At 47.7% G+C, this 25668-nt stretch carries 22 protein-coding genes; 16 read left to right on the top strand and 6 right to left on the bottom strand.

What is annotated here, in order from left to right; translation table 11 throughout:
- Nucleotides 1–24 precede the first annotated feature (24 nt).
- On the top strand, nucleotides 25–1542 hold the full coding sequence (locus tag ACEW9O_RS12830; RefSeq protein ID WP_373550567.1) for a hypothetical protein: 1518 nt from the start codon (nucleotides 25–27) through the stop codon (nucleotides 1540–1542).
- Between the two features lie 852 nt (nucleotides 1543–2394).
- On the opposite strand, the gene ACEW9O_RS12825 is transcribed toward ACEW9O_RS12830, so the two are convergent.
- The gene (locus tag ACEW9O_RS12825; RefSeq protein ID WP_373550566.1) at nucleotides 2395–4185 is read right to left on the bottom strand and encodes a hypothetical protein; all 1791 of its coding nucleotides are present in this window, start codon (nucleotides 4183–4185) and stop codon (nucleotides 2395–2397) included.
- Between the two features lie 40 nt (nucleotides 4186–4225).
- Between ACEW9O_RS12825 and ACEW9O_RS12820 the strand changes: the two genes are divergently transcribed.
- From ACEW9O_RS12820 to smpB, 3 genes are all read left to right on the top strand, one after another.
- On the top strand, nucleotides 4226–5713 hold the full coding sequence (locus tag ACEW9O_RS12820; protein WP_373550565.1) for a helix-turn-helix domain-containing protein: 1488 nt from the start codon (nucleotides 4226–4228) through the stop codon (nucleotides 5711–5713).
- Nucleotides 5714–5760: 47 nt separating this feature from the next.
- Nucleotides 5761–8037: a S9 family peptidase gene (locus tag ACEW9O_RS12815; RefSeq protein WP_373550564.1), complete on the top strand. Its 2277-nt coding sequence runs from the start codon at nucleotides 5761–5763 to the stop codon at nucleotides 8035–8037.
- 104 nt (nucleotides 8038–8141) lie between these two features.
- Nucleotides 8142–8603, top strand: coding sequence for an SsrA-binding protein SmpB (gene smpB / locus ACEW9O_RS12810; RefSeq protein ID WP_373550563.1), 462 nt, complete (start codon nucleotides 8142–8144; stop codon nucleotides 8601–8603).
- A gap of 53 nt (nucleotides 8604–8656) precedes the next feature.
- Here the strand turns inward: smpB and ACEW9O_RS12805 are convergent, their stop codons facing one another.
- A complete protein-coding gene (locus tag ACEW9O_RS12805; RefSeq protein WP_373550562.1) occupies nucleotides 8657–9163 on the bottom strand; it encodes a hypothetical protein in 507 nt (168 codons plus the stop codon).
- A gap of 226 nt (nucleotides 9164–9389) precedes the next feature.
- Here ACEW9O_RS12805 and hemN point away from each other — a divergent pair, with 226 nt between their 5' ends.
- The 8 genes from hemN to ACEW9O_RS12765 all read left to right on the top strand — a co-directional run bounded on the left by hemN (nucleotide 9390) and on the right by ACEW9O_RS12765 (nucleotide 18571).
- Complete coding sequence (gene hemN / locus ACEW9O_RS12800) at nucleotides 9390–10745, top strand: oxygen-independent coproporphyrinogen III oxidase (protein ID WP_373550561.1); 1356 nt, start codon at nucleotides 9390–9392, stop codon at nucleotides 10743–10745.
- Between the two features lie 100 nt (nucleotides 10746–10845).
- Nucleotides 10846–11550 (top strand): methyltransferase domain-containing protein, encoded by a 705-nt coding sequence (locus ACEW9O_RS12795; RefSeq protein ID WP_373550560.1) that lies wholly within the window; start codon nucleotides 10846–10848, stop codon nucleotides 11548–11550.
- Complete coding sequence (locus tag ACEW9O_RS12790; protein ID WP_373550559.1) at nucleotides 11550–11966, top strand: Rrf2 family transcriptional regulator; 417 nt, start codon at nucleotides 11550–11552, stop codon at nucleotides 11964–11966. Before ACEW9O_RS12795 ends, ACEW9O_RS12790 begins: the two co-directional genes overlap by 1 nt.
- A gap of 190 nt (nucleotides 11967–12156) precedes the next feature.
- Nucleotides 12157–13953 carry a family 10 glycosylhydrolase gene (locus tag ACEW9O_RS12785; protein ID WP_373550558.1) on the top strand — a complete coding sequence of 599 codons (1797 nt, stop codon included), beginning with the start codon at nucleotides 12157–12159 and terminating at the stop codon, nucleotides 13951–13953.
- 32 nt (nucleotides 13954–13985) lie between these two features.
- Entirely contained in the window at nucleotides 13986–14774 is a 789-nt protein-coding gene (locus ACEW9O_RS12780) for a DUF1963 domain-containing protein (protein WP_373550557.1), read from the top strand.
- Between the two features lie 93 nt (nucleotides 14775–14867).
- Entirely contained in the window at nucleotides 14868–15005 is a 138-nt protein-coding gene (locus ACEW9O_RS12775) for a hypothetical protein (RefSeq protein ID WP_373550556.1), read from the top strand.
- Nucleotides 15006–15237: 232 nt separating this feature from the next.
- Entirely contained in the window at nucleotides 15238–16836 is a 1599-nt protein-coding gene (locus ACEW9O_RS12770) for a GDSL-type esterase/lipase family protein (RefSeq protein WP_373550555.1), read from the top strand.
- Nucleotides 16823–18571 carry an MBOAT family protein gene (locus ACEW9O_RS12765; protein WP_373550554.1) on the top strand — a complete coding sequence of 583 codons (1749 nt, stop codon included), beginning with the start codon at nucleotides 16823–16825 and terminating at the stop codon, nucleotides 18569–18571. The genes ACEW9O_RS12770 and ACEW9O_RS12765 overlap by 14 nt, the downstream gene beginning before the upstream one ends.
- 137 nt (nucleotides 18572–18708) lie before the next feature.
- On the opposite strand, the gene ACEW9O_RS12760 is transcribed toward ACEW9O_RS12765, so the two are convergent.
- Nucleotides 18709–19710, bottom strand: a complete 1002-nt coding sequence (locus ACEW9O_RS12760; RefSeq protein WP_373550553.1) for an RNA ligase (ATP) — start codon at nucleotides 19708–19710, stop codon at nucleotides 18709–18711.
- 158 nt (nucleotides 19711–19868) lie between these two features.
- On the opposite strand from ACEW9O_RS12760, the gene ACEW9O_RS12755 reads away from it, so the two are divergent.
- The 4 genes from ACEW9O_RS12755 (at nucleotide 19869) to ACEW9O_RS12740 (ending at nucleotide 22928) form a co-directional block, all read left to right on the top strand.
- Nucleotides 19869–20420: an RNA polymerase sigma factor gene (locus ACEW9O_RS12755; protein ID WP_373550552.1), complete on the top strand. Its 552-nt coding sequence runs from the start codon at nucleotides 19869–19871 to the stop codon at nucleotides 20418–20420.
- On the top strand, nucleotides 20417–21214 hold the full coding sequence (locus ACEW9O_RS12750; RefSeq protein WP_373550551.1) for a HEAT repeat domain-containing protein: 798 nt from the start codon (nucleotides 20417–20419) through the stop codon (nucleotides 21212–21214). The genes ACEW9O_RS12755 and ACEW9O_RS12750 overlap by 4 nt, the downstream gene beginning before the upstream one ends.
- 152 nt (nucleotides 21215–21366) lie before the next feature.
- Nucleotides 21367–22146, top strand: a complete 780-nt coding sequence (locus tag ACEW9O_RS12745; RefSeq protein WP_373550550.1) for a DUF4097 family beta strand repeat-containing protein — start codon at nucleotides 21367–21369, stop codon at nucleotides 22144–22146.
- Between the two features lie 32 nt (nucleotides 22147–22178).
- Nucleotides 22179–22928 carry a DUF4097 family beta strand repeat-containing protein gene (locus ACEW9O_RS12740; RefSeq protein ID WP_373550549.1) on the top strand — a complete coding sequence of 250 codons (750 nt, stop codon included), beginning with the start codon at nucleotides 22179–22181 and terminating at the stop codon, nucleotides 22926–22928.
- A 59-nt stretch (nucleotides 22929–22987) separates the two neighbouring features.
- Here the strand turns inward: ACEW9O_RS12740 and ACEW9O_RS12735 are convergent, their stop codons facing one another.
- The 3 genes from ACEW9O_RS12735 to ACEW9O_RS12725 all read right to left on the bottom strand — a co-directional run bounded on the left by ACEW9O_RS12735 (nucleotide 22988) and on the right by ACEW9O_RS12725 (nucleotide 25506).
- Nucleotides 22988–23377 (bottom strand): VOC family protein, encoded by a 390-nt coding sequence (locus ACEW9O_RS12735; RefSeq protein ID WP_373550548.1) that lies wholly within the window; start codon nucleotides 23375–23377, stop codon nucleotides 22988–22990.
- A gap of 77 nt (nucleotides 23378–23454) precedes the next feature.
- The gene (locus ACEW9O_RS12730; protein WP_373550547.1) at nucleotides 23455–24594 is read right to left on the bottom strand and encodes a helix-turn-helix domain-containing protein; all 1140 of its coding nucleotides are present in this window, start codon (nucleotides 24592–24594) and stop codon (nucleotides 23455–23457) included.
- 213 nt (nucleotides 24595–24807) lie between these two features.
- Nucleotides 24808–25506, bottom strand: a complete 699-nt coding sequence (locus tag ACEW9O_RS12725) for a hypothetical protein (protein WP_373550546.1) — start codon at nucleotides 25504–25506, stop codon at nucleotides 24808–24810.
- Nucleotides 25507–25668 lie beyond the last annotated feature (162 nt).

The following is a 25668-nucleotide window of genomic DNA, read 5'->3' as shown; positions in this document are numbered from 1 at the left end:
CATTGTTAATCAAAGCACAGTAAAATGACTGACCTAAAAGAGTTTACCCATGTCATCGATGGATACAAATTGCGCCAAGTCGAGGTGCTGACCAGGCCTCTTCGACCGGGCGTGCAAGAAACCCGCTACAAAATCATGTACCATGCCTTGGCGGAGGGACAAGTGCGCAATGAAATCGAAGGCGCTCAATTGTTGGGATTGGATGTCAAAGGCCGTCCCTTTCGGCGTTTTTTACTGGAATTCCGGCGGCGCTTGTTTGCTCCTTTGTTGTTTTTGGACACTGAGACCAGCCCAAATTTTAACACCACCCAAAAAGCCAATTTTGAGTGCCTGCGCAAACTCGCTACTTTCCAAACCTTGGTGTACCGTCACTGTCCTGAAAATGCTTGCATTCTCGCTAAATCAATCATCGAACTGGCTGTGCAAAACGATGTTACACTGGTGGCACTCGAAATGGCTACTTTTTTGAAACGTTACTACGTTGAACGGGTGCCAGATTCCGAGCAGTACCTTTATTATCAGGCTTATGTGGAAAGATTGCGACTGGATTGGCTGGCGGAAAATAAGGCGATGGAGAGTTATCAAGCGGTCATCGCACCAGCTGTGAAATTTAAATCGACCCAGTTGCAAATCTCGAAGCGGGCGCATGCCTTAGTGGAATCATTGTCACTGTATAAAGAAAAATGCAACACGATCATCTTTGTGAGTGGGTATTATGCCACCAGGTACATTGGGGAAATGGCGAGGTTTCATTGGCATGATGCCATTGCGGTTTGTGATGAAGCAATTCGCAGTTTGAACGATAAATTATGCACTTCGCCCCGAATTATGGCTGTTTTTAAAGTCCACAAAGTCATCTGCCTGACCATGCTGGATCGATATACTGAAGCTTTAAGGTTAAATTCGGAAGTCATTCAAGCGGAAATTGAAGGTTCAAGGAATTGGTTCTTGTACCTCGACAATCAATTGCTCGTTTCCCTAAAGGCGACCAAATACCAATTTGCCTGCGAAACTGCCACTAAAATATATTCCAGTAGAAATTTTGCCACAATGCCGGAATCAATCAAAGAGTCCTGGACATTGCTGGCCGCCTACTTGATTTTAGCTGATCGCAATGAATCGATCAACTCAGGTATTCAGCTCGAAAAAGTTTTGAATTTTAGATTGAACAAATTTTTGAATCAAGTGCCCAACTACTCCAAGGATAAAAAAGGGCTGAATGTTCCCATTCTAATTGCTCAGTTTTTGTTCTTGCTGCAAGCCAAGGAGTTTGATCGAGCACACGATAAATTGACTTCACTACGAAAATACCGGGTTAAACATTTCAATACAGAAGACGGATACTATCGCACCCAATTGTTCATTAGAATGTTGTGTTCGGTGGCAGGGACTGCTTTTAATAAAAAGTTGTTTTTGAAAAAAACGGTGGACATGATCAAAACCGTCACCCAAATCCCCAAAGGTCATCCTGACCAACATTTTAAAATCGAAATCATCCCTTATGAAATACTGTGGCAATGGGTTGCAAATTGCCTGGACTAGGATGGACGGCCATCTCACAGAGAGATAGCCGTCACTGTTCAAAGGATTAAATCAAGTTCTATTCCTGTCCTGTTTGTTCTTCCTTCGGGAGGCCCGATACACCTTTGTAATTCAATTGAATCATACAAATCATACCTTTTGAATAGATGGTAGATCAAAATAGTCACCACATCGGTAAATAAAGTTTTCATAGCTTGATATTTTGGGTTTTGTGAAAAGAGCAGTTATAGGTACAAATTTACCTACCTACCATCAGCCGGTCACGGCACTTTTGCAAGATCCAGCGCAGGGCATATTTTGGTCATTGCCCCAAATCACAGGGCGATGACCAACCCAAAAAATGAAGATTGGCCATGTTTTCGATCGAAAACTGAAATCTAGTCAAAAAAGAATTGTCGAAATAACGTCCAAAATGTGAGCTAATTTAATGGTGTACACAATGTAAAATTTTGCAAATCAAATATTTAATAAGTATAATTTAAAAAGAAACATAAAAACTGACCCGTCTTTTTGCACTGTGAAACGTTACTGACACCAGGCGAATTTTACGCGTACTTTGTTGTATGAACAAACACAGAGGGAAGAAAATGCTTCCACATAAGTTCCTCTTAATACCTGTTGCCAAAATCCGAAGCGTAGCCTCCGGGCTACGCTTTTAGACAAGCTAATTCACATGCACGATGATAGAACTCTGTAAGTTTATTTGATTTTGTTAACAATATAACACTGTAAACATAGTGTTTATATTATTCGCAAAGGGGTCCAAATGTAGCTACTCGCCTTCATTGATTTTGTTACAGCTACAGATGGATCCCTTTTTTATTGCCTATATACCAATGTTTTACCCTCAAATCAATCCACTCCAATACCCATGCGCCGCATCAATAAGGACGCATTAAAACTCTGGCTGATGCCGGGTTTGAGCGTATAATCAAAGTACAATTCATCTTCTTCAATGGCCACTTCCATACACACATTTTGAATCAAGCCCGGGTTTTCTGCTTCCATCGCCGTCAGTTCCAGGTCATGGGTGGCAATGAAACCCGCACTGCCATGGCGCAACAATTGCAGCATCAATGCGCGGGAGCCTTGGTGGCGATCACGTGAGTTGGTGCCTTTCAAAATTTCATCTAGCAGGAAAAACACCCCGGTGCTCTGTCCTTGCTGCGCAATTACCGCATCGAGCATGGCCCGCAAGCGGCGCAACTCCGCATAAAAAGAAGAGGCACTGGCCGAGAGGTCGTCCTGCGTGCGCATTCCCGTAAACACCAACAAAGGCGGCATATTTAATGCTTGTGCACACACGGGCGCTCCTGCTTGGGCAAGCACCAGATTGACCCCCAGGCTACGCAGCCAGGTACTTTTTCCGGCCATGTTTGAGCCCGTTAGTAGTTTTAAGTGTTGATGGGTAGGCATCTGTAAGTCGTTGCCAACGCGGCGATTACCCGGGATCAAAGGATGGCCCAATTGTGTGGCCGACAAACTCGCCTCTGGATGCAATACCGGAAAAACCCAATCTGGCTGGTTGTAATGCAAGTTCGCCAAACTGCTCAGGGCGTCCATTTCGCCCAGGGCTGCAAACCAATGGGGCAGATCCTCCCGGTGTTGGGCTTTCCATTTTTCCAATTGATACACCCATTGTAAATCCCAAACTCCAATCAGGTTGAGGAAAATGGCAAAGGGGTTGTTGCGTACATTCAGTTGTGCCAGAAAATAGGACAATTGACGGATGGCCTGGGATGCGCCAAACTGGGCTTCCATATTACGAAAATGCCCTTGTAGGTATTGTAATAAAGGTGTTTTAACCGCTAGTTTTTCAATTTGTTGAATCAGAATCCCGTAGCGTAGCAACCAGCTCTCGGCTTTAGCGGTGTATTCCAGAGTACGATTGACTTGCTGGAGCGTTTGGCGGAGCAAAAGGGCCGCAGGCAATACCGCAAGCAAAACCAGGATCAGCGGATAATTGGGTACAATGACGATCAAGGCCGCGATCCCCCAGATGGGCAATAGCCACAGTGCCCAGCGCATCCATTTTTTGCCGTACACAAAAAAAGGCTCGTCCATCCATTTTTGCAAAGCCAGTTGGTAGGCTTGCTCATCGGGTTGTGCCAGACCGTGGGCCCGAAAATGTTGCCGCCAGTCCAACTGAGGACCCAATTCCTGCACTGCTTGCTGGCGGGCACGTACCACCTCGGGTGTTGCCGCCACCTGTAGCCACTCCGCCAATTGATTGCTGCCCGCTGCAGTGACCGTCCGGTTGCAAAACTGGAAAATCGAATACGGACCGAACAAATCGAGGTCGCCGGAATACGGATGCAGTGGATCAACGTATTGTTCACCACTGGGGAATTCTGTAAAATGGTAATCCAGGGCGGCCTGTTCTTGCCGATTGACTTCAGCCAGTCGACGATGGTGTTGCTCGGCTTCCTGCACCTTGCGGTGCCGCAGGATCAGCCACAAAAAAAACGCAATGGCCAGAATCGCCCAACCCAGGGCCAAACTCCAGTGCTGCTGGGCTAAAAAAATGATCAAAGCCACTGCCACCACGAAGTACAACAAGCGCCCCAAGGAGAGCAAATTGTAGCGTTTTTTCAACTGATCGGCCACTTGCCGAAAGTGATTCTCTCGTTCCTGATAATTCATATTGCGAATATTCGCTGGAAAAAACTATTTTTAACCCGGTATGAGTACAAAAGCACAAAATGAACGGATTCTTTTCGGCTTGAAGGTAAAACAACTTCGACAGCAATTGAACCTATCTTTCGCAGATTTATCGGAAAAGGCAGGGATGTCGGTGTCATACCTCAACGAAATTGAAAAGGGGAAAAAATACCCCAAAGGGGAAAAAATTCAAACCCTGGCCAAAGCCTTAAACGTGGCGCCCCTGGATTTGACTTCCCTGGAGATGGATGAAAGTTTAGCACCTGTGCACGACTTGCTGCAATCCAATTTTCTCAACGAACTGCCTTTGGAGCGTTTTGGCATCGACCTGGCCAAGGTAGTCGAAATCATCGCCGGGGCCCCCTCGCGGGTTGGTGCGTTTATTTCCACCTTATTGGAACTGTCGCGCAATTACGCCTTGCGGCAGGAGCATTTTTATTTCAGTGCCCTCCGCTCTTATTTGGAACTGAACAACAACTACTTTGATGGCCTCGAAAAAGCGGCCGATCAATTCAATGTGGAGTTCCAAATCTCGGTTAAACGCCCTTTGGCTGGCGAACAATTGCGCAATATCCTGGAAGAAAAATACGACTACATCGTGCATGAAAACGGCCTGGACCGTTATCCCGAGTTGCAGCATTTGCGCTCCCTGTTCATCCCCAAGCGCAAGGAATTGCTCTTGAGTAGCAAACTTTCACCCATTCAACGAGCCTTTGAATACGGCAAAGAATTGGGCTTTCAATTTCTCAACATCAAGGAGCGCGCCTATACTTCTTCCATTTTGCGGGGACGCACCTTCGAGGAGGTTTTGAACCATTCGCAGGCCATTTATTTTTCCGTAGCCCTCCACCTGCCACTCAAGGCAATTGTGCAGGATCTGGAGTTGTTTTTCCAACGCAAAACCTGGGATGGTGAAGCATTCCAGGACATCATGCGCAAGTACGATGCTACGCCAGAGATGTTTTACCACCGCCTGACCAACATTTTGCCAGGCTTTTTTGGCATCCGCAAGTTGTTTTTCCTGCGTTTTGTACACGACCCCATTCAAAATAGCTTCGACGTAGACAAAGAGTTACACCTCAACCACAAGCACCATCCGCATGGCAATGGCATTTATGAGCACTATTGCCGGCGTTGGGTATCCATTGCACTCTTGCAAGAACTGGCGCAGCTCAAATCAGCTGGCAATCCAAGTGAGTTGTTGATCCGGCCCCAGATTTCCCACTACCTCAACACGGCAGACAAATACCTGTGCATTACCGTTGCACGCCCATCCTATCCCTCTCCGAACAAAAATGTGAGTGTGACCATCGGTCTGCTGATCGATGATGAATTGCGCTCAAAAGTGCAATTTTTGAACGACCCGGCCATTCCTGCTCGCGAAGTACACACCACTTGTGAGCGTTGTCCCATCGAAAATTGTGTCGAACGCGCGGCAGAACCCTCAATTGTCCAGAAAAAGCAGCAATTTCATCAAATCCAGGAGCGTTTGAATAAACTATTGGGTTAGTTCTACGGGATTAGCGTTTATTACAACAAAACACAAAAAAAATGTTCATGCGTTTACTTTTTGTCACCCTGAGCTGTTTGTCCATACTCACACTACAGGCTCAAAAGGCCATTACCCTGGAAGATGTTTGGAAAAAGTACACCTTTTCTCCTCGTACTGTGCCAGGTTTTACGTTTCAAAATGACGGTCGCCATTACACCAAACTCGACCGCAACAAAATTGTCCAATCCGACCTGACTACCGGAGCTGCTACGGCTACCATCCTCGACCCGGCGACCCTGAGCAATAATGTACAAATTGAAGAATACCAGTTCAGCGCCGATGAAAGCAAAATCCTGCTGGCTTCGGGCATTGAACCGATTTATCGGCATTCCAGTCGGGCCACCTTTTATGTGTACGACCGGAGCCAGAAACAATTGACTCCTTTGTTTGCCGAAGGCAAAGTGATGTACGCGAGTTTTTCTCCAAAAGCGGACAAAGTCGCTTTTGTGTACAAAAACAACCTGTATTACAAGGACTTGACTTCTGGCAAAACCACCCAAATCACCAACGATGGTGCGCTCAATGCCATCATCAATGGTGCTACGGACTGGGTATACGAGGAAGAATTTTCGATGGACAAAGGTTTTGCCTGGTCGCCCGATGGCAGCAGCATTGCTTTTTTTCGCTTCGACGAGCAGGCGGTGCCCCAATTTACGCTGACCAATTTCGAAGCGGGCATGTATCCCGATTACGTGACTTTTAAGTACCCTAAAGTTGGGGAGAAAAACTCCAAAGTTGGCATCCACATCTACAACCTGAGCTCGGGCCGGACCGTAAAAACCGAAACCGACCCTGCTGCCGAATACATTCCCCGCATCAAATGGACCAACGACCCCAGCAAACTCAGCATCTTTCTGCTGAACCGCCACCAAAACCAACTGGATTTGGTATTGGCTGACGCGACCACGGGCAAAACCCAGCTCATCCTGCAAGAAGACAGCAAATACTACGTGGACATCCACGACAACCTCAGCTTTTTGCAGGATGGCAAACACTTCATCTGGACCAGCGAAATGGACGGCTGGAACCACCTTTACCTCTACGATCTGAGTGGCAATATGTTGCGCCAAATCACCACTGGAAAGTGGGAAGTGAGCAATTATTATGGGGTGGATGAAAAAACGGGAACCCTGTATTACCAGGCAGCTGAAAATTCAGCACTGGAGCGGCAGGTATACCAAATTGGGCTGGACGGCAAAAACAAAATGGCACTGTTTGCTGAGAAGGGCTGGGCCAACGCCCAATTCAGCCCCACTTTTTCTTACTATGTGATCGATCATTCTACGGCCAATGCGCCGAGTACTTATACCGTTTTTGATCAAAAAGGCAGCAAAGTTCGGGTCATCGAAGACAATATTTTTGTCAAAAACCTGCAAAAGGAATACAATGTACAACCCGTGGAGTTTTTTGCCTTCAAATCCCGCGCAGGAGTAGACCTCAATGGCTGGATGATCAAACCCGCCAATTTTGACCCCACCAAAAAACATCCCGTCTTCATGTTCCTCTACGGCGGCCCCGGCAGCCAGGAGGTGAAGGACAGTTGGCGTGGGCAGAATTATTGGTGGTTCCAGATGCTGGCCCAAAAAGGCTACATCGTCGCTTGTGTCGACAACCGCGGCACGGGGGGGCGCGGCGAAGAGTTCAAAAAAATGACCTACCTGCAATTGGGCAAATACGAAACCGAAGACCAAATCGAAGCCGCCAAATACCTGGGCAATTTGCGCTACGTGGATCAGGCGCGGATTGGCATCTTTGGCTGGAGCTACGGAGGTTATATGTCCTCGCTCTGTTTGTTCAAAGGTGCAGGTACCTTCAAAGCCGCCATCGCGGTGGCACCAGTGAGCAACTGGAAATGGTACGACAACATCTACACCGAGCGTTACATGCGCACCGTGCAAGAAAACCCTAGTGGTTATCAAGACAACTCACCGATCAACTTTGTGGATCAATTGAATGGTGAATACCTCCTCGTACACGGCATGGGCGACGACAATGTCCACTTTCAACACACCGCCGAACTGGTCAACGCCCTCGTGGATGCGGACAAACAGTACGACACCTATTTTTATCCCAACCGCAACCACGGCATTTATGGGGGCAATACCCGCTTTCATTTGTACACCAAAATGACCCAATTCCTGGATGACAAACTAAAAGGGCCAGAGCAAAAACCGAGCGGCGCATCTGCTCGTGAGGCGCTGGACCGGGATGTGACCAAGTTTCGCCAGCAACCAATTAAGCCCAAAATAACCCAGCAGCAACCGCCGCAAATCAAACAATAATCCAGGAAAATGGAACTTTCCAGCACCTGATAGGTTATATTTGCAGCCAGCGATGCATTCAGAACTATGCTGAATGCATCGCTGACCCAAAAGTTTGGAGAACAATGAAAAAGAAAGCCGCTCCGGAAATTGTGAATCGCCGGGCAACCTTTGAATACCATTTTGACAGCCGCTACGAGGCGGGCATCGCCTTGATGGGCACGGAAATCAAATCCTATCGGGCCGGGCACCTCAACCTGAGTGATGCCTACTGCGTGTTTGATAAAGGAGAGTTGTACATCCACAATTTATACATTGCCGAGTACGAAAACGGCACTTATTCCAACCACATCCCCCGTCGCTTGCGCAAACTGCTCCTGCGCCGCGCCGAATTGCGCAAACTGGAACGCAAATCCAGTGAAAAAGGCTTCACCATTGTGCCTTACCGCGTGTATTTGAGCGAAAGAGGTTTTGTAAAAGTGGAAATTGCCCTGGCACAGGGTAAAAAAACCTATGACAAACGGGATTCCATTCGGGAAAAAGACAACAAGCGAGAATTGGACCGCTTGAATAAGATGAAGTTGTAAATACTTCCTGATCTAGGGCCAAGCACTAAATCAGGAAGTAGGAAGACGTGTTGTTAGAAATTTTGTAAAGAATTAACTGCGGACAAAGTAATGGACATCATAACCCCATACAAAATAATGTGCACACCAATGACAACCAAAGTCAGGATGCCCAAAAACTTGAACAGCTTGCCTAGGTTTTCAAAAGAAATGGCCAAGTTATCCTGATTGTCTGCATACAATGCCGTTTTCAAATTGGACGCAAAGCGGCTCAAATAAAGCAAGGGCAGGATATACAAACCCAGAATGGCAAAATAGGCCAAGAGCGCAACCCACATCAAGGTAGGAAGACCTTTAAGCATTGCCAATTCAGCGGAACTGGCCGCTGCCCCGATTGCGACCAAACCCAACAAGCCGAATAAGGCACCAATTCCAGTCAGAACAAAGCCAATAATCGCCAAAATATTCCCCCATCTGGCGGCAGTGTTTAGATACCCATACATATCTTTATGGATATGCAAAGTGCTTTCTTCGTTGGAGCTAGGGTTTTGAAACTCGTCCAGGATTTCAGTGTTTTCCATGAAATTTGTGAATTAGGTGGTTATTAAATTTAGTTCTGACTGCAAGATTAATATTTTTTTAAACTCGAAAAGTAATTAGCCTTTTTTTAATCTGTTGTAGGTGTACTCCAAATAGGTGACAATCTTCACCCTCTGCACTGACGATGGTCATTTCCTGTAAAATCAGCCAATTCTACATTTGTTGGCAAATTACACATTAGCTGGCTCACAAAAATGCCCGATCGCCATGTCAAATTCCCTATTGTTACAAAAGTACAACACACCCGTTCCTCGCTACACCAGTTACCCTACCGTACCTTATTGGGAGGAAAAACCCATCCTTGAAAAACAGTGGATTCAACACATCCGCACGGCTTTTGCCCAAGACGGGGGCATCAGTTTGTACATCCACCTGCCCTATTGTGAAAAACTCTGCACCTATTGCGGCTGCAACAAACGCATCACCAAAAACCATGGGGTAGAAGAACCCTATGTGGCCACTATTCTGAAAGAATGGGCCTTGTACATCAAAAATTTACCCGGCAGACCCCTCATCAAAGAATTGCACCTGGGTGGCGGAACGCCTACTTTTTTTCATCCTGATCAGTTAGACGCGCTCATTAGAGGAATTTTTGAACACGCAGACATTGCTCCAGAGGTAGATTTTGGCTTTGAAGCCCATCCTTTCAGCACCACCCGCGAACACTTGGTAACGCTATACAACCTGGGCTTCCGCCGCATCAGTGTAGGCGTACAGGATTTTGCACCCGAAATCCTGGAAATCATCAATCGCCAACAAACCGAGCTGGAGGTACAACAGGTTACCCAATGGGCCCGCGAAATCGGCTACACCAGCGTCAATTACGACCTGATATATGGCTTGCCCCTACAAACGCCCGAGCACGTTCGGACGACCATGCGCAAACTGGAAACCCTGCGCCCCGACCGCATCGCCTTTTACAGTTATGCCCACGTGCCCTGGATCAAACCCAGCCAACGCGCTTATTCGGAAGCAGACCTGCCCTTGGGTGAAGCCAAAAGGGCATTGTACGAGCTGGGCCGTGACCTGTTGGAAGAAATGGGCTACCTGGAAATTGGCATGGATCACTTTGCGCTGCCCAACGATCAATTGTCTAAATCCATGCAGCGGGGCACCCTGCACCGCAATTTCATGGGTTACACTCCCCATTATACCCGCCTAAGCATCGCCTTGGGTGCATCCTCCATCAGTGACAGTTGGGATGGATTTATGCAAAATGAGAAGGTCATCGAAGATTATCAAAAAGCCGTTGAAGCGGGGCGGTTCCCGATCAGCAAAGGGCATTTGTTGTCGGAAGAAGACCAGATCATCCGCACCCATATTCTGAACCTCATGTGCCGTTATGAAACGGACTGGAGCGATCCTGCGCTGCAATGTGAAACTTTTGAAGACATTCCAGCTCGTCTGGAGGAACTGGAAGCAGATGGATTGATTGAGGTAAATGGCCAGCATTTGAAGGTGACCGAACGCGGCAGACCCTTTCTGCGCAACATTTGTTTGGCCTTCGATGCCCGCTATTGGCAAAAACAACCCGGCGGAAAGTTATTTAGTCAGGCAATATAGAACTAATTTTTTCATTTCATTGTAAATGCTGTTGGAGGGCTAGTGCTCAAATCAACTGAATTCGTAACTTTGGACTTGTTTCTAACTGCTTTTTAATGATATGAAAAAATACCCTGTCCTTTTTGCCATTGCCTTACTGTGTTTGTCATTGGCCGGATGTTGGAACTCCGGCCCAGACCCCACCAGAGAATACACGGAAGACCCCAACCAGATTGATTCCGATGGCCAACCCGGGATGAGCGATGACTACAGCAATACCAATCGAATGATTTGGCAAAAGCCGGAATTGGTGCTGGACCGAATGGGTGACATCCAAAATAAGGTGGTAGCCGATATTGGAGCAGGCACGGGCTTTTTTGCTTTTCGCCTGACCCCCATGGCCAAAAAAGTCATTGCCATCGACATCAATCAAAACCTGATCAACGTCATCGATAGTATCCGCACGGTTGAATTATCCGATGCCGATCAAAACAAGTTGGAAACCCGTTTAGCCGACCCCGATGATGCACATCTGAGCGATAACGAGGCGGACGTGGTACTCTTGGTGAACACCTATTTATACCTGGGCGATCGGGTAGCATACCTCAAAAACCTGAAAAAGGGGATTGCCCCGGGAGGAAGAATCATCATCGTGGATGTGAAACGCCAACGTTTGCCCCAAGGTGAATTTTTGCCCCCCCAATCTATTCGTGTACCACAACACCTGGTCGAAGAAGAACTGGAACAAGCCGGTTTTCAATTGCTCAGCAGCGACGATACTTCGCTGATTCACCAATACATGGTTGTTGCCCAAAAGAAATCGTAATGCTCTCACAGAAAGCTAAATATGCCATCAAAGCGCTGATTTATCTCGCCAAACAGGAAAAGGGAGCTTTGATCAAAACCGCCGAAGTCGCCTCCAAGTCCAGCATCCCCAAGAAATTTTTGGAATTGATTTTGATCGATCTCAAACGGGCTTCACTGGTCAGTAGCAAACAAGGCATCGGTGGCGGCTACTACCTATTGAAGGACGCAGACGACATCAACTTGGCCGACATTTACCGACTTTTTGATGGCGCCATTGCCCTTTTGCCTTGTGCTTCCCTGCGTTTTTACGAGCCTTGCCAAGATTGTCCGAATGAAGCTACTTGTTTGATTCGCAGTAGCTTAATTCAGGTTCGGGACCAAACCTTGAGCGCCTTGGAAAAAACCACTATTAAAATGTTGACGATGGAAAATTGAAATTGCAGGGCAATAAAAAAATAAGTATTTCATTTTGTCAAAGGATTAGATAAGTAAACGGTTCATTTTAAGTGTCTTATCTAATCCTTTGACTCAGGAAAAATGAATATTTATTTTTGCCCCACTACTACCGCGTTTATTTGCAAGCTTTATCCTAAATTCGGGGGTATTATATTCAAATAAACACCAAATGACCATCCGTTGCGTCCTCCTCCCTGTTTGTTTGTGTTTTGCCCTCTGGGGTTTGGCGCAGCCCGTGGCTGCACCCAAGTACGAATTTCGCGGCGCCTGGATTTCTACGGTGATCAACCTGGATTGGCCCACCCGGGGTGCTTCGCCACAGCAGCAACAGACCGAACTGCTGCGCATTTTCGACGACTTGAAAAAGGCGGGAGTCAATGCCGTTTTTTTTCAATTGCGCTCTGAAAGTGACGCTTTTTACCAGTCTGCACTCGAACCTTGGTCTTATTACCTCACCGGCAAACAAGGCCAAAGCCCCAATCCTTTTTGGGACCCCCTCCAATTTGCCATCCAGGAAGCCCACAAACGCGGCATGGAGTTGCACGCCTGGTTCAACCCTTTCCGGGTCATTCGCAGCACCAATTCCACTTACCCCAAAGACTCCCTGCACGTATCCATTCGCCACCCCGAATGGATGATGAACATCCGAAACATCCTCCTGCTCGATCCTGGCATCCCCGCAGCCCGCCAATACATCATCGATGTGGCCACCGATATCGTCAAACGTTACGACGTGGATGGCCTGCATTACGACGATTATTTTTATCCCTACGAAGGCATTGGCAGCCAGGATACCGCCAGTTTTGCTAAATATGGCAACGGCCTGACCCTCAATGCCTGGCGCGAAGACAACATCAATCGCTTCGTGCAAGAACTGGGCGCGGCCACTTATGCCCTCAAGCCCCTGGTCAAATACGGCGTGAGCCCCTTTGGCATTTGGCGCAGCGGCGTGCCACCGGGAATTTCTGGCCTTTCTGGCGCGGACGTGACCTACGGCAACGCGGTGGTATGGCTGGAAAAACAATGGATCGACTACCTGGCGCCCCAATTGTACTGGCGTTTTGGCGGCAATCAGGACTTTGAAAAACTGGCCAACTGGTGGAAAACCCAAATGAATGGGCGACACCTCTACCCCGGCATCGCCATTTACCGCGCCGATCCCAGCACAGCGGGCACGGCAGCCTTGTACCCTCCTTCCGAAATTCCCAACCAGATTTATTTTACGCGACAAAAAAACATCCCCGGAGTGATCATGTTCCGGGCAGCCAACCTTTCTCGGCTCAACTCCCAGGGCTTGGCGGATTCCTTGTGCAACCGCATTTACAGCAATCCCGCCCTGACCCCGATCATGTCCTGGAAACCGCTGGAAGCTCCCAGCGTAGCCAAAAACCTGCACCTGGTACCCGCCACCAACTCGATCAACCTGAGTTGGAGCGCTCCCGAAGCCAACGGACGGCAAGCCAAGGCGCGTATGTACGCCATCTATCGGGTACACGCGGCCAAAGAACCTTTTTGGTTGGACGCCATCCAGGATCCTAAAAACTTATTGGCCGTAACGGGTAGCACCCAATACCAGGATCGCAGCATCATCGATGGCCAGCAATATTGGTACGCGGTTACAGCGGTAAGTGGTAATTCGATTGAAAGTTTGCCGAGTTCCTTTGCTCCGCTGAGCACCAAAACTCGGGTGGTGCGTGAAGATTTTGGCATCCGGGAGGTTTTTCCCAATCCATTCAACCAGCAATTGCACATTCGCTATTCGATTGGGGCACCGGGTACACTTTCCTTGCGGATTTACAATGCGCTTGGGCAGGAAATGGTTACCCTGGTGGATGAGGAGCGGAAAAGTGCAGGGGATTATGAGGCGGTATGGGTGCCGGAGGCTAGCGCGAAGACGGGGCTGTACATCTGTGTGCTGGAGGTGGATCGGCAGAAGATGGTGCATAAGGTGGTGAAGGCGCCGTGAGGGGGGGGAAAATTTAATAAGCAAAAGAAAAAATGGAATCAATTCACTTTCAAATATTAAACGAAGAAGTACAGATAGGTCAATCAAAAATTGGCGGGCTTCCTCATCTGAGAAGGGAAGAAGAATATCCTACAAATGAAAGAGGCTTCTTCGAATTTGTTGCTCAATTAAATTTCGAAGAATTAAATGTTGAATCGGAAATTATACCCAAGAAAGGAATTCTAAGTTTGTTTATAGGGGCAATTTCTCAGAACGAATATGAATGCATTTTTTACCCAGAACCGCCAGATGATTTAGAGAAAAAAGAGGTATCTAGCAATACTCCCTTCCTTGGAGATACAGATTTCACACAAACCAAATCAGGAAAATTTGAAAGATCTAATGAAAAAAATAATTACAATGACCTTTTTTTGATTTCGGAATCTTGGAGCTACAAAGACCCTGTTTACCTGAAAATCATGGGGTTTGGGGAACTTGAGACAAATATCTTGTTTGATTATAAGAATAATTATAAGGTCGATTTTTTTGGTAGGAATAGCGGAGTTTGTAAAGTTGAAGATTTGATTAAGTCAAAGGAAGAATGTTTCCAGTTGGGGAAATTGTCATGGGAGGAATGGAAAGATAAAATCATCCAATTCGATAGAGATAAAAAATATCACGAAGAGAAATACCAGGAACTGATTTGTCTTTTAAGTATTCCGACTAATTATGAAATAGGAATGGTTTGGGGAGATATGGGAAGAGTCGAATTCTTTATTATGAAAGAAGATCTAATTGCTAAAAGGTTTGATAAAATGATTGTTAAATATGCACCAGATTAAATAAAAGAGACTTATGAAAGGCAAGAGCAACCAACCCCAAAACATATTTTGACAAGCCAATGAAATCACTCTAATTTACACAAAAGATTCAGCATGATCGTCACCATCGAAACTTCAGACATTCAAGAAGTTGAGCAACTGCTTCAACTGCTCAAATCATTGAATATTAAAAGTATAAAAATCAAAGAATCACCTGCAACCCCTAAAACCCTTCATCACCAAAGGAAATAAAAAATTAGACCCAAAAGCACTTTTTGGCATTTGGCAGAACAAACCCCGAACAATCGAGCAAATACGCTCAACTGCTTTTCCTGCCAGATAGCATCTTATAACCAACCTGAAAATTCCCCCCCAATCATAAATTTTTCCTACCTTTACCCCATCCTAAGAGCCTTGTATTCTTTCCAGCCACCCATGAACCTGAAACGCCCCTACATCCTCGAAACCTTATCACATTCAGGTCATGTTACAAGTCCCCCTTAAGATTTGCCTGAGCCTGGTATTGGCATCCCTGGGTTGTGCCCCTGCGGCCGAAAAACCCAAGGCTACCGCCGTAGCAGCCAAGGTAGTGGTGGTTAAGCCCATCACCCCCGCCCCAAAAGACACCATCCCTAGGCCAGCGGAATTGGACCCGGCCCAATACCCCTACATCGATTTTGGCGCCAACGTTATTGAGCGCAAAGAAAGTTTGGAACCCTTTTTCAAGCGTTTGGACGACCTACGTGCAGGTAAGTCCAACCAGGTGCGCATTTTGCACATTGGCGATTCTCACATCCAGGGCGATTATTTCACCGGTTGGATGCGGGCATTTTTCCAGTACGAGTACGGTGCCGCCGGGCGCGGTTTGGTTTTCCCCTACCGCCAGGCGGGAAGTTACAATGCCCGCGACGTCAAAAGCAGCGCTACTGGCAGCTGGCTGGGGCGCAAAAGCACCTTCCAACACACCGAAGTGCCCATTGGCCTAAGCGGAATGGGCGTACGCACCTATTCCGAAAACTTTGAGCTCGACCTTTTCCCTCAAGATCGTTACGGCCTGGATCAGCGCTTCAACTCGGTAACCATTTTTCACGAAAAAGGCCCGGAAATATTTGACATGTTGCTCGAAACGGGCAATACCCCCCAAGCCAGCCCACCCAAACCCACGGGTACCAAAGTCATAGCTGCCAGTGTGAACAGCAAACCGATCATTCCGTCCTCAACGACGATTCATAAAGTACGCCCCGGGGAGTCCTTGTACAGCATTTCGCGCAAGTACCACTGCAACATCGTGGAGCTGCGCAAACTCAATAACCTGAACAGCAACCTGATCCATCCCGGCCGAAACCTGACCATACCTGCCTCCAAACTGGTCACGCCAGCGCCCACCCCAAGCCCGGTACCCGACCTCACTACTTTTATCACGGCGGGTTCTAAGGTGGTTGCAGGAGCTGCCGATGTCAATCAACCCTTCCACAGCATTGTCCACCTGGATACCCTCACAAATTTGTTGCGCTTGAAGGGACTGAAACGACAGCCCCGGCAGGAGCGGACGACCCTGTTTGGATTTGTGCTGGAAAACAACACCCGTTCCGGCGTATTGTACAACGCGGCCGGGGCCAATGGGGTGACTTATTACCACTACAACCACGCCGAATACTTTGTAGATCAGGCTGCCATGTTGTACCCCGATCTGATCATCATCACCTTGGGCACCAACGAATCTTTTTTGCCAGCTAGCAAGATGGCCGAGGTAGAGCGGGAAGTGGACGCTTTTTTGACCAAATTGAAAGCCAAAATGCCCCAAGTGCCTATTTTAGTGACCATTAACCCCGATGCATTAAAAAATAAATCGGTGGATAATACCATAGGTTTGCAGGTTCGCGATATATTGCGCAGGCAAACGCAAGAACACAATGTAGCCACGTGGGATTTGCACCAAATCATGGGTGGACTGGGCTCGATGCGCCGCTGGCGTTCCGAGAATCTTGCGCAAGCGGACGGAATTCATTTTACCGAACGAGGATATTTAGTGAAGGCGCAATTGCTGTACGATGCGCTGAAAAAAGCCTATGCCGCCAATTAACTGGACCGACTTTTCAGGATTGTGGACTTATGTAGCATCCAGACCCCTGCTGTTTAGCAACCTGGAGTTCTTCATTCTGTTTTTTATTTTTTACACCTTGTACTTGTTATTGCTGCGCAGTTTCAACCTGCGCTTGCTGCTCACCACGATTTTTTCCCTGTTTTTTTACTACAAATGCACCGGAGGGCCAGTGAATCTGTGGGTATTGTACACCTACCCCTTCATGCTGCTGGTGTTTTCTACGGTGGTCGACTTTTTCCTGGGCCACTTCATTTATAAGGCAAATGGTAAGGGCGGTAAATTGTTTTTCCTGATCCTCAGCCTGGTTTTTAACCTGGGCATGCTGGTTTATTTCAAGTACACCAACTTTTTCATCGACATCATCAATAGCTCTTTTCAGACCGATTGGGCGCTGCAAAACATCTATTTGCCCGCCGGAATTTCATTTTTTGTGTTCCAAACTTTGAGTTATAGTTTGGATGTGTATCGGGGGCTGATCAAACCAGTCAGCTCCGAAATGAAAGACTTTCGCTCTTTTTTGCGCAGCTTTTTGGACTTCGGTTTTTTTGTGACTTTTTTTCCCCAATTGCTGGCCGGGCCGATTGTCCGCGCCCACGATTTTATACCCCAAATCCGCCGCAAGCCGATCCTGAGCAATGAACAAATGAGTCGGGCGCTGATCCTGATCATGGGCGGGTTGTTGAAAAAAACGATCATTTCCGATTACATCAGCATCAATTTTGTAGACCGGGTTTTTGAAAATCCATCCTTGTATTCCGGGCTGGAAAACCTGATGGCGACCTATGGTTACGCCATCCAGATTTATTGCGATTTTTCCGGGTATTCAGATATGGCCATTGGTTTGGCCTTGTTGTTGGGCTTTACGTTGCCGGACAACTTTCACACGCCGTATCGTTCGAGCAGCATCCAGGAGTTCTGGCGCCGCTGGCACATTTCGCTGTCCAGTTGGCTGCGTGACTATCTGTACATTTCCCTGGGCGGCAACCGCAGGGGGAAGTTTTTTACCTATTTCAACCTGATGATCACCATGGTATTGGGCGGTTTGTGGCACGGTGCCAGTTGGGTATTCATTGCCTGGGGTGCGCTGCACGGCATCGCGCTGGCAATTGATCGGGCCATGTCAGGCAAAAGCCGTTTTTGGGGCAACCCAGCTATGCGTGCTTTCATCATTGTGGTCATGGTGCAGGGGACTTTGCAGTTTATCCTGTACACCCTATCTTCCAGCGGGGGAATTACGGACGAGCAGCTGTCGAGTTTGAGCTGGGCTAACCTCGTCTTTTTCAGCTTATCGCTTTTGCTCACCTTATTGGCTACTGCGGTGGATGTAATGAGCAATCGGCTGATCATCGGCCCCTGGGTAGGTACTTTTTTGACTTTCCATTTTGTTACTTTCTGCTGGATTTTGTTCCGCGCGGGGGCTTTGAACAATCCTAATCCTCCTTTGGACACCACAGCGGCGGTGCTGACTCAAATTGGTTCTTCGCTGCACCCGGAATTGTGTGGGCAGTTGTGGGATGGCTACAAGCAGGTTTTGTTGCTGATTGGCCTTGGCTACTTGTTGCACTTCTTACCCACGCGCTGGTACAGTTTCTGGGATGGCTTGTTTGAACGCAGCCCGGCACCCGTCAAGTCATTGGTATTGGCCTTCGTGGTTTGGCTGGTGATTCAGACGGCGAGTGCGGAGGTGGTGCCGTTCATTTATTTCCAGTTCTAAACTGTTGGCGAAATCAACCCTTCCAGCGTCATACCTGAGGTGATTCCTTAAGTGTCTTAGGTTTCTTAGGTGGTGAAAAAGAACAAATCTTCACCACCTAAGAAACCGAAGACACCTAAGATTCACCTCAGAGCGGGTCAATCCTCTGCCTCCAAAAAGGCATTCGAAATCGCCTTAAACGAAATCTTCCGATCCGCGCTGCGCAGCACCAAACCTTCCCGCCCAGCCTTTTCATTCAGAATTGACGGCCCATCCGCCATGCGCAGCAAATCCTCCACTTTAACAGGCAACTGAAAATCGGCGCTGACCAGCGGCACAATCTGCAAATCGTTGTTGCGGCAAAAATCCAGCGTTTCGCTATACGAGTAAAAACGGTGCTGGTCAATGTCAAACACATGGAAAACAAACAAGTGTTGCCCCCGCAATTTATACATGTTTTTTTGGATGCCTTCCCCGATCATTTCGCCCTGGATGGCCAAATTTTGCCTGCCCAGTTTTTGCAGCAACTGCGTTTCGGCAGCTACTTTCCAGTACGAATTGGGATCTTCGTCCGACAATTCCCAGTTGCGCGAACAGATCCCAAAATGGCCATTGCGCTGGTAGGCCGTAAAGGAGGTTCCATCCAGTTTTTCGCTGACCACAAATGACAAACCCTGCCAAGTGGCAAATTCTTCCAGCAAGTTTTGCACCCGCTCCTCATCCGTTTTGGGGATAAAGCCCGGAAAAGGCCCGATCACCTTCCCAGTCAAATCGGCTGGGATGGGCGGCTCGTATTTGTCTACGCGCAAACGCTCAGTCAGGTCGGTACCCACTGGCTCTGCCGGATCCACCTCGGGAAACAAGTGCAGTGGCATAAACAAACCCTGCGACAATTGTCCCCGCAAACGGATGGTGCGCAGCCGAAACCCCTCAGTATCGCCCATTTTGCGCAGCGAAGATTTGCGCAGAAATTCAAAACGAGGATCATCGACGGGTAAAAAAGAATCGATTTCAAAATAAACTCCCTTTTGCCCAGCTTGAATATCCCCAATTTTAACCACACAAGTCCAACCGTCCACAACGGCTACCTGAATGGCATCGGCACCAGGAATGGCTTGTAATTCAGTGCATTGACGTATGCTGGCCAATTTTCGAATCATGAAAATGTGTTACTTTTAGTGGTGTTGGAAAACAAATAGCTAACGGTGTTTGTCCGCAATACGTTCCTTAAACAAGTTCTCGATGAAAAAAATAATCATTTTTCGCGTAACCTTTTCCCTTTAGTAAAGTAACCTGAAATAGAAAGCACACGGAAAAAATGCAGCGCACACCACATCCTACTGACGAAGCACTGATGGTACAACTTGCCGAGGGCAAGCTCGATGCGGCAGCCGTGTTGTTTCAGCGCTACAAGGTCAATTTGTTCAACTTCTTTCTGCGCCAGGGCATTGCCCGCGATGCCAGTGAAGATTTGGTGCAAAACCTCTTCGAACGGGTTATCAAGTACCGACAAAGTTACCGCAAAGGAATGGCCTTTCGCGCCTGGTTGTACCAAATTGCGCGCAATGTACAATCCGATTGGCAAAGGAAAGGTGGCAAAATGATCCAGGAAGACATCAGCCAGTACGAAAACCGGCCCGAGCTGAACGACGTAGGTCTGGGGCGGGAGGAAAACCTGGTGTTGATGGAAAAAGCCATGCAACAATTGCCGCCAGAGCAACTGGAAATATTGTTGCTGACCCGCTATCAACGCATGAAGTACGCCGAGGTGGGTGAATTGATTGGCTGCTCGGAAGGGGCTGTGAAACTAAAAGTGTTCCGCGCCCTGCAACAATTGCGCAGCCTTTATTTTAAACTCGAACAACTATGATGATGCACGATAAAACTGCCTTAGTCCTGATGGAATACCTCGAGGGCACTTTGTCCCCGGAGGCGCGTCAGGAACTGGAAATACAACTGGCCCAAGACGCAGAACTGCGCAAAAGCCTGGAAGAATTACAACTGGTATGGACTCAAATGGAACAATTGCCGGAGCAACAACCTTCTGCGGCGTTGGACCAGGACTTTAATGATTTTTTACGAGCAGAAAAAAACAAAGCGCAATCACCCAACTGGCGTGGGAGGATTTTTTCCTTCCACGCGCTTCCGCGCATCGAGTTGCAGGCGGCGGCAGCGGTGGCCTTGGTGTTGGTTGGGCTTGGGTTTGGCTGGTTTTGGCGCATCAATCAGCGGCAACAAGCTGAAATCATGGCTTTGCGCGATGAGATGCACAGCACCCAAAAAATGCTGGTGCTGGCCATGTTGGACGAACCCAGCGCCAGCGACCGCATCCAGGCTGTGAACGTATTGGAGCAACAACAAAAGGCCGACCCAGAGGTAATCAAAGCGTTGATCCATACCCTGAACTTCGATGACATGGTGAATGTGCGCATGAAAGCGGCGCAGGCCCTGAGTACATTCAATGAAGATCAGCTGGCACGTAAAGCACTGATCAACAGTTTGTCAACTGAACAAAGTCCCGAAGTACAAATCACCATCATTGAAATTCTGGTCGCATTGGGCGATAAGCGAGCAGTGCCTACCTTGCGCTCGGTTTCCGAAGACCATAAGTTGATGGATTTTGTACGAGAACAAGCTGCTAATGGAGTGGAAAGACTCTTATAAAAGGTTGAGGGAGGTTGAGAAGGTTTAGGCTACCGCAGCGATTTTAATAATGCCCTTGTCTAAGCAGCTGCGGTAGCCTAAACCTCCCTAAACTTTCTCAACCTTCCTCAACCAACATTCGACATTTTTTACCTTTTCAAAATATCACCAGCATGAAGTATCTATTTGCACTGGGCGCAGCGCTGCTGTTGCTCACACCGGCTACATTTGCCCAAAAAACATTCAAAAAAGCCTTTACCGGCTCTTCGCCTAAAGTGAGTATTGTCATTGAAAGAGCGGAGATTGAAATCAGCGGTTACAGTGGCAATGAAATTCAAATTGAAGCCGAAGGCACGTTCCCAGGCCCCCCCGAGCGCGCCAAAGGACTCAAACCTTTGTACAACAATGCCGAAGATAACACGGGCATTGGGCTCGAAATCAAAGAAGCCGGCGGCGTGATGACCGTCAAAAAAGCCAGCTATGCAGAATCCAAGTACAAAATCAAGGTGCCCAACAACGCGGATGTCAAAGTAGAAGTGATGGATTGGCACAAGAGTGATCTGGACATCAAAGACATCAGCGGCGAGCTGGAAATTGTGGGCAAAAGTTCGGATATTAAGCTGACCAACGTAACTGGCCCGATTGTATCCAACACTGTAAATGGCAACACTGAGGTGATTTTTACCAAAGTCAATCAAAGCAAACCTTGCCACATCAGCACCATCAATGGTTATGTGGATGTAACCATGCCCGCCGATACCAAGGCAAAATTGGCAATGTCGACCATCCACGGCGAAATTTATTCGGATTTGGACATCAAATTTGCTTCGGATGAAAAAAGCAAAGGGCTTAACCCACTGCGTCGCAACATTTCAGGTGCCAATATCAACGGCGGTGGGGTAGAACTGACCATCAAATCCATTAACGGGGATTTGTACCTGCGCAAAAAGTAATCCATCCTCCTCACCTCTAATTCCATCCTATCATGAAAAATTTGATCTTTTTGTGCCTGATTCTCTTGTCGGGCTGTACGGGTCATGCCCAAAACTCACCTGCTGTGTCAGCCCAAGCAACAAGCAAGAGCGCGGGGGATGAAACAGATTTTACTTACTCCATGCCCAGTGGCAAAAAAGCGGTCTTGAAATTGCCTTTTGCCCGCACCATCACGGTAAAAACCTGGGACAAAGCCGAATTGAAACTCACGACTATCCTCAAAACCACGCGTGAGGAATACAAAAAAATTCATACCATGGAAGCGGTGGATGGCCAGGAGGAGCTCAACATCAAGACCGATTTCCAGAAGGATTTTTTCCGTGATAAAGACTGGAACAAGGATCGCTCTTTTTGGTGCAGAGATTGTGATTCCTTATTGAACGCAGGTGTTAGCAATATAGCCTGTTATTGCCTACGCATCGATTACGTAATCACCCTACCGGCAGGCACTTCCCTGGCCCTGGAAACGATTTCGGGCGACATTGAAATACGCGATCACAATGGCCCATTGCGCGCCAAAACCATCAGCGGATTTGTGGATATAGATCGTACCGCCAACACGGCAGCAACCCTGGATTTTAAAAGTGTCACCGGTGAAATTTACACCGATTTCGACATCGACTTGAATGGAAACAGCTCGGCGTACAGCAAAAAAGTGGTGACCAGCATCAATGGTGGCGGCAGCAGTGTACGGGCTGAATCGGTGAGTGGAGACATTTATTTCCGCAAGCGAGGGAAATAAAACCCTGTTTACCCTGGTATTCCAAAAATGAATTTTGAAATATCAGGGTAAATGGCTCGCTATTTCGGCTCAATCAAATCCCACAAATTCCCGTACAAATCCTCAAACACTGCCACTGTACCATACCCTTCCTCAACTGGTTCCCGCACAAAGCGAATGCCCTCACTTTGATAATGCCGATAATCCCGCCAAAAATCATCAGTATACAGGAATAAAAAGACCCGACCCCCGGTTTGGTTGCCAATGCGGCTCCGTTGTTCATCACCCACTCCTTTGGCCAGCAAGAGGCAACATTCGCCTTGTCCTTGTGGGGCAACCATCACCCAACGTTTGGTGTCACTTAATGGCGTGTCTTCCAGGAGCTGAAATCCCAGTTTTTGGGTGTAAAAACTGATGGCTTCATCGTAATCGTCAACCACCATGGCGATGTGGGCGATGCGTTGGTTCATGTTTGTTTTTGAGGTAAATATAATAGCAATGGCCAATAAAACTGGAAATGCCCCACTCAGACCGGGTTTTTGTGGTTTCACAAAGTTTGAGCGACATACTCCCGGGGCGAAACCCCAGTCGCTTTTTTAAACGCCCGATTGAAAGTTGCCTTAGAGTTAAAGCCGCTTTCCAGTCCAATCCCCAACAGCGAAAGGTGTGCCAAGGCAGGATCAGCCATCAGGCTTTTCACCGCTTCCACCCGGTAGGCATTGACATAATCGTTGAAGTTTTTTTCAAAAACCCGATTGATGACAGCTGAGAGAACCGAGGAATTGGTGCCCAGTCGACGCGCCAAATCGGCGAGTGCCAGCTCCGGTTCCAGGTACATTTTTTCAGTTTCCATCAAACGGGTCAATTGTTCTTGCCAGTGTTGCATTTCTGCTTCGCTGAGCTTATCCGTTTTGGCCACCTCTAGATTCGGAGCCTTTTGGGCAGATGGCTCAAAAACCAGTTGACGAGGTTGGGTTTGGGCATACCCTGCAATGCTGAGGTAATAAATCAATCCGGCATTGAACAGTTCATCCCACCAGTCGTGCCAAAAATCCAAATTCAGCCAGAGGTCGATCAAGGTCATGCTCCAACCAATGACGCTAGACAAAAAATAGGCCAGCAAAAAATTGCGGAACCAGTCAAAACTCAACAACTCCGGGTTGGAGAATTGGGTGGGTGACCAGGATCGGTATTGACGGTACAACTGGTAGGCCCAGTAAAAATACAAGGCAGTCAGCGTGAAAGACAAAATGCCTTCAACGTATTGGATTCCCCAGGGAAAGTGCACCTCAGTTTTCCACCAATCCACAAAATCAGGCCCCTGGAAAAACACCAGCAAATGATAGCCAAGGTAAAGGCTGAATGGTGCCGCATGCCACAAATCCTGCCAACGAAATTGCAGGTGTGTGTTGAACTGGCTTTTTAGGTAAAACCAGGTCAAGGCGGGGATTAGCAAATTAAAGTTCCGGGGAAAAAACTCCAATGTAGTCCACAAGATTTCAATCCCGGCAAAGCCCAGCATGTATTCCCAAATCTCGAAGGTGAATGCGGCGATCAAAACGCCAAACAGCCCATCGGACCAGCGTCCATGCCGCGAGGCTCTCAGCCAAAACATGCCAGCGTAAATCCAGCCCTGGATAAAGGCAAAAAGCAAGGGGGTGGAATACAGGTTGAAGTTGAATTGCATCTACGTAGCTTGATGAAACAGTTCGTCATCCCGAATTTTTCATAAACACTACAAAAGCGACATTTCTTTATCACAAAGGAAAAAAAGAGGACACAAAGGACACAAAGCGAAGCGTCGTCTACGTCTAACTCTGTGTCCTTTGTGTTTCTTTGTGCTTTCTTTGTGAAAATTATGTCGCTTTGGAATTATTCTGAAAATTCGGGATGCTCCTGCTTATATCCGAATCAAATAAAGGTTCTTTTCTTTGTCTACGGTCAGGATTAAGGATTCTTTGACCCGTTTGCCTTCCCAATAGGGCGCCTCACAAAGGTACAGCTTGGTGCCGACTGGATAGCTCACTCGATAAACACTACTCCAGTTCAGCTTCCGGCTAAAACCTACATTGAAATTTTGTTCATCGCCGGGGATTTCAGCGCGGACGTACACCTGTTTGCCGATCATCGATTTACCCGCTACTTTGAAGGTAACCATGTCTAAACCTGCTTTTTGTGCAAAGGTTTCCACTTCAGGTTGTTCCTTGATTTTTTCCAGGCGGTAAATTTCTTCATACTTTTCAGCCCAGGCCGCATCCAGCCATTGTTGATGACTGATCTCATAAGTTTTGCCAAGGTTGATTTTTTGGCCTGCATCGGCGGCAGTGATTACCCGGATAAGTTGCCACCTGGTTTTTCGTTTTTCATAAATGCGCGTACCTGCTGGCATGTTCACGGCATGGCTACTGAGCCCGCCCAGGTGATAGCCGTAGCCGCTGGCTTTGGATTGGGCGTAATCGAAGTAGCAGATATCGATGACCTTGGTGCTCAGCCCCGGGTTTGCCAGTGTGAAACTGACCCGAACCGGGTTGCTGGTACTTTGAGCAGCAAGTTGAAGGCTGAAAAAAAGCAGGGCGCAATGCGCAAAAATCTTGTACATGGTGCAGCGTTTTTGATAGACTTTATGAACAGAAGCTGCTTGAGGTAGAACCGAGGGATTTTTGGCCTGATCGAGGCTCATTTTTGAGTGCGTAGCAGCGCGGTTCTAGCCAAGTGAGCTTCTGTTCATAAAGTCTAATATGAATCAATGGGACAAAGATTC

It is taken from the genome of Haliscomenobacter sp., assembly GCF_041740695.1.
Lineage (GTDB): Bacteria > Bacteroidota > Bacteroidia > Chitinophagales > Saprospiraceae > Haliscomenobacter.
The sequence above is the reverse complement of the archived record's forward strand: the minus strand, read 5'-3'. Positions and strand labels throughout refer to the sequence as shown.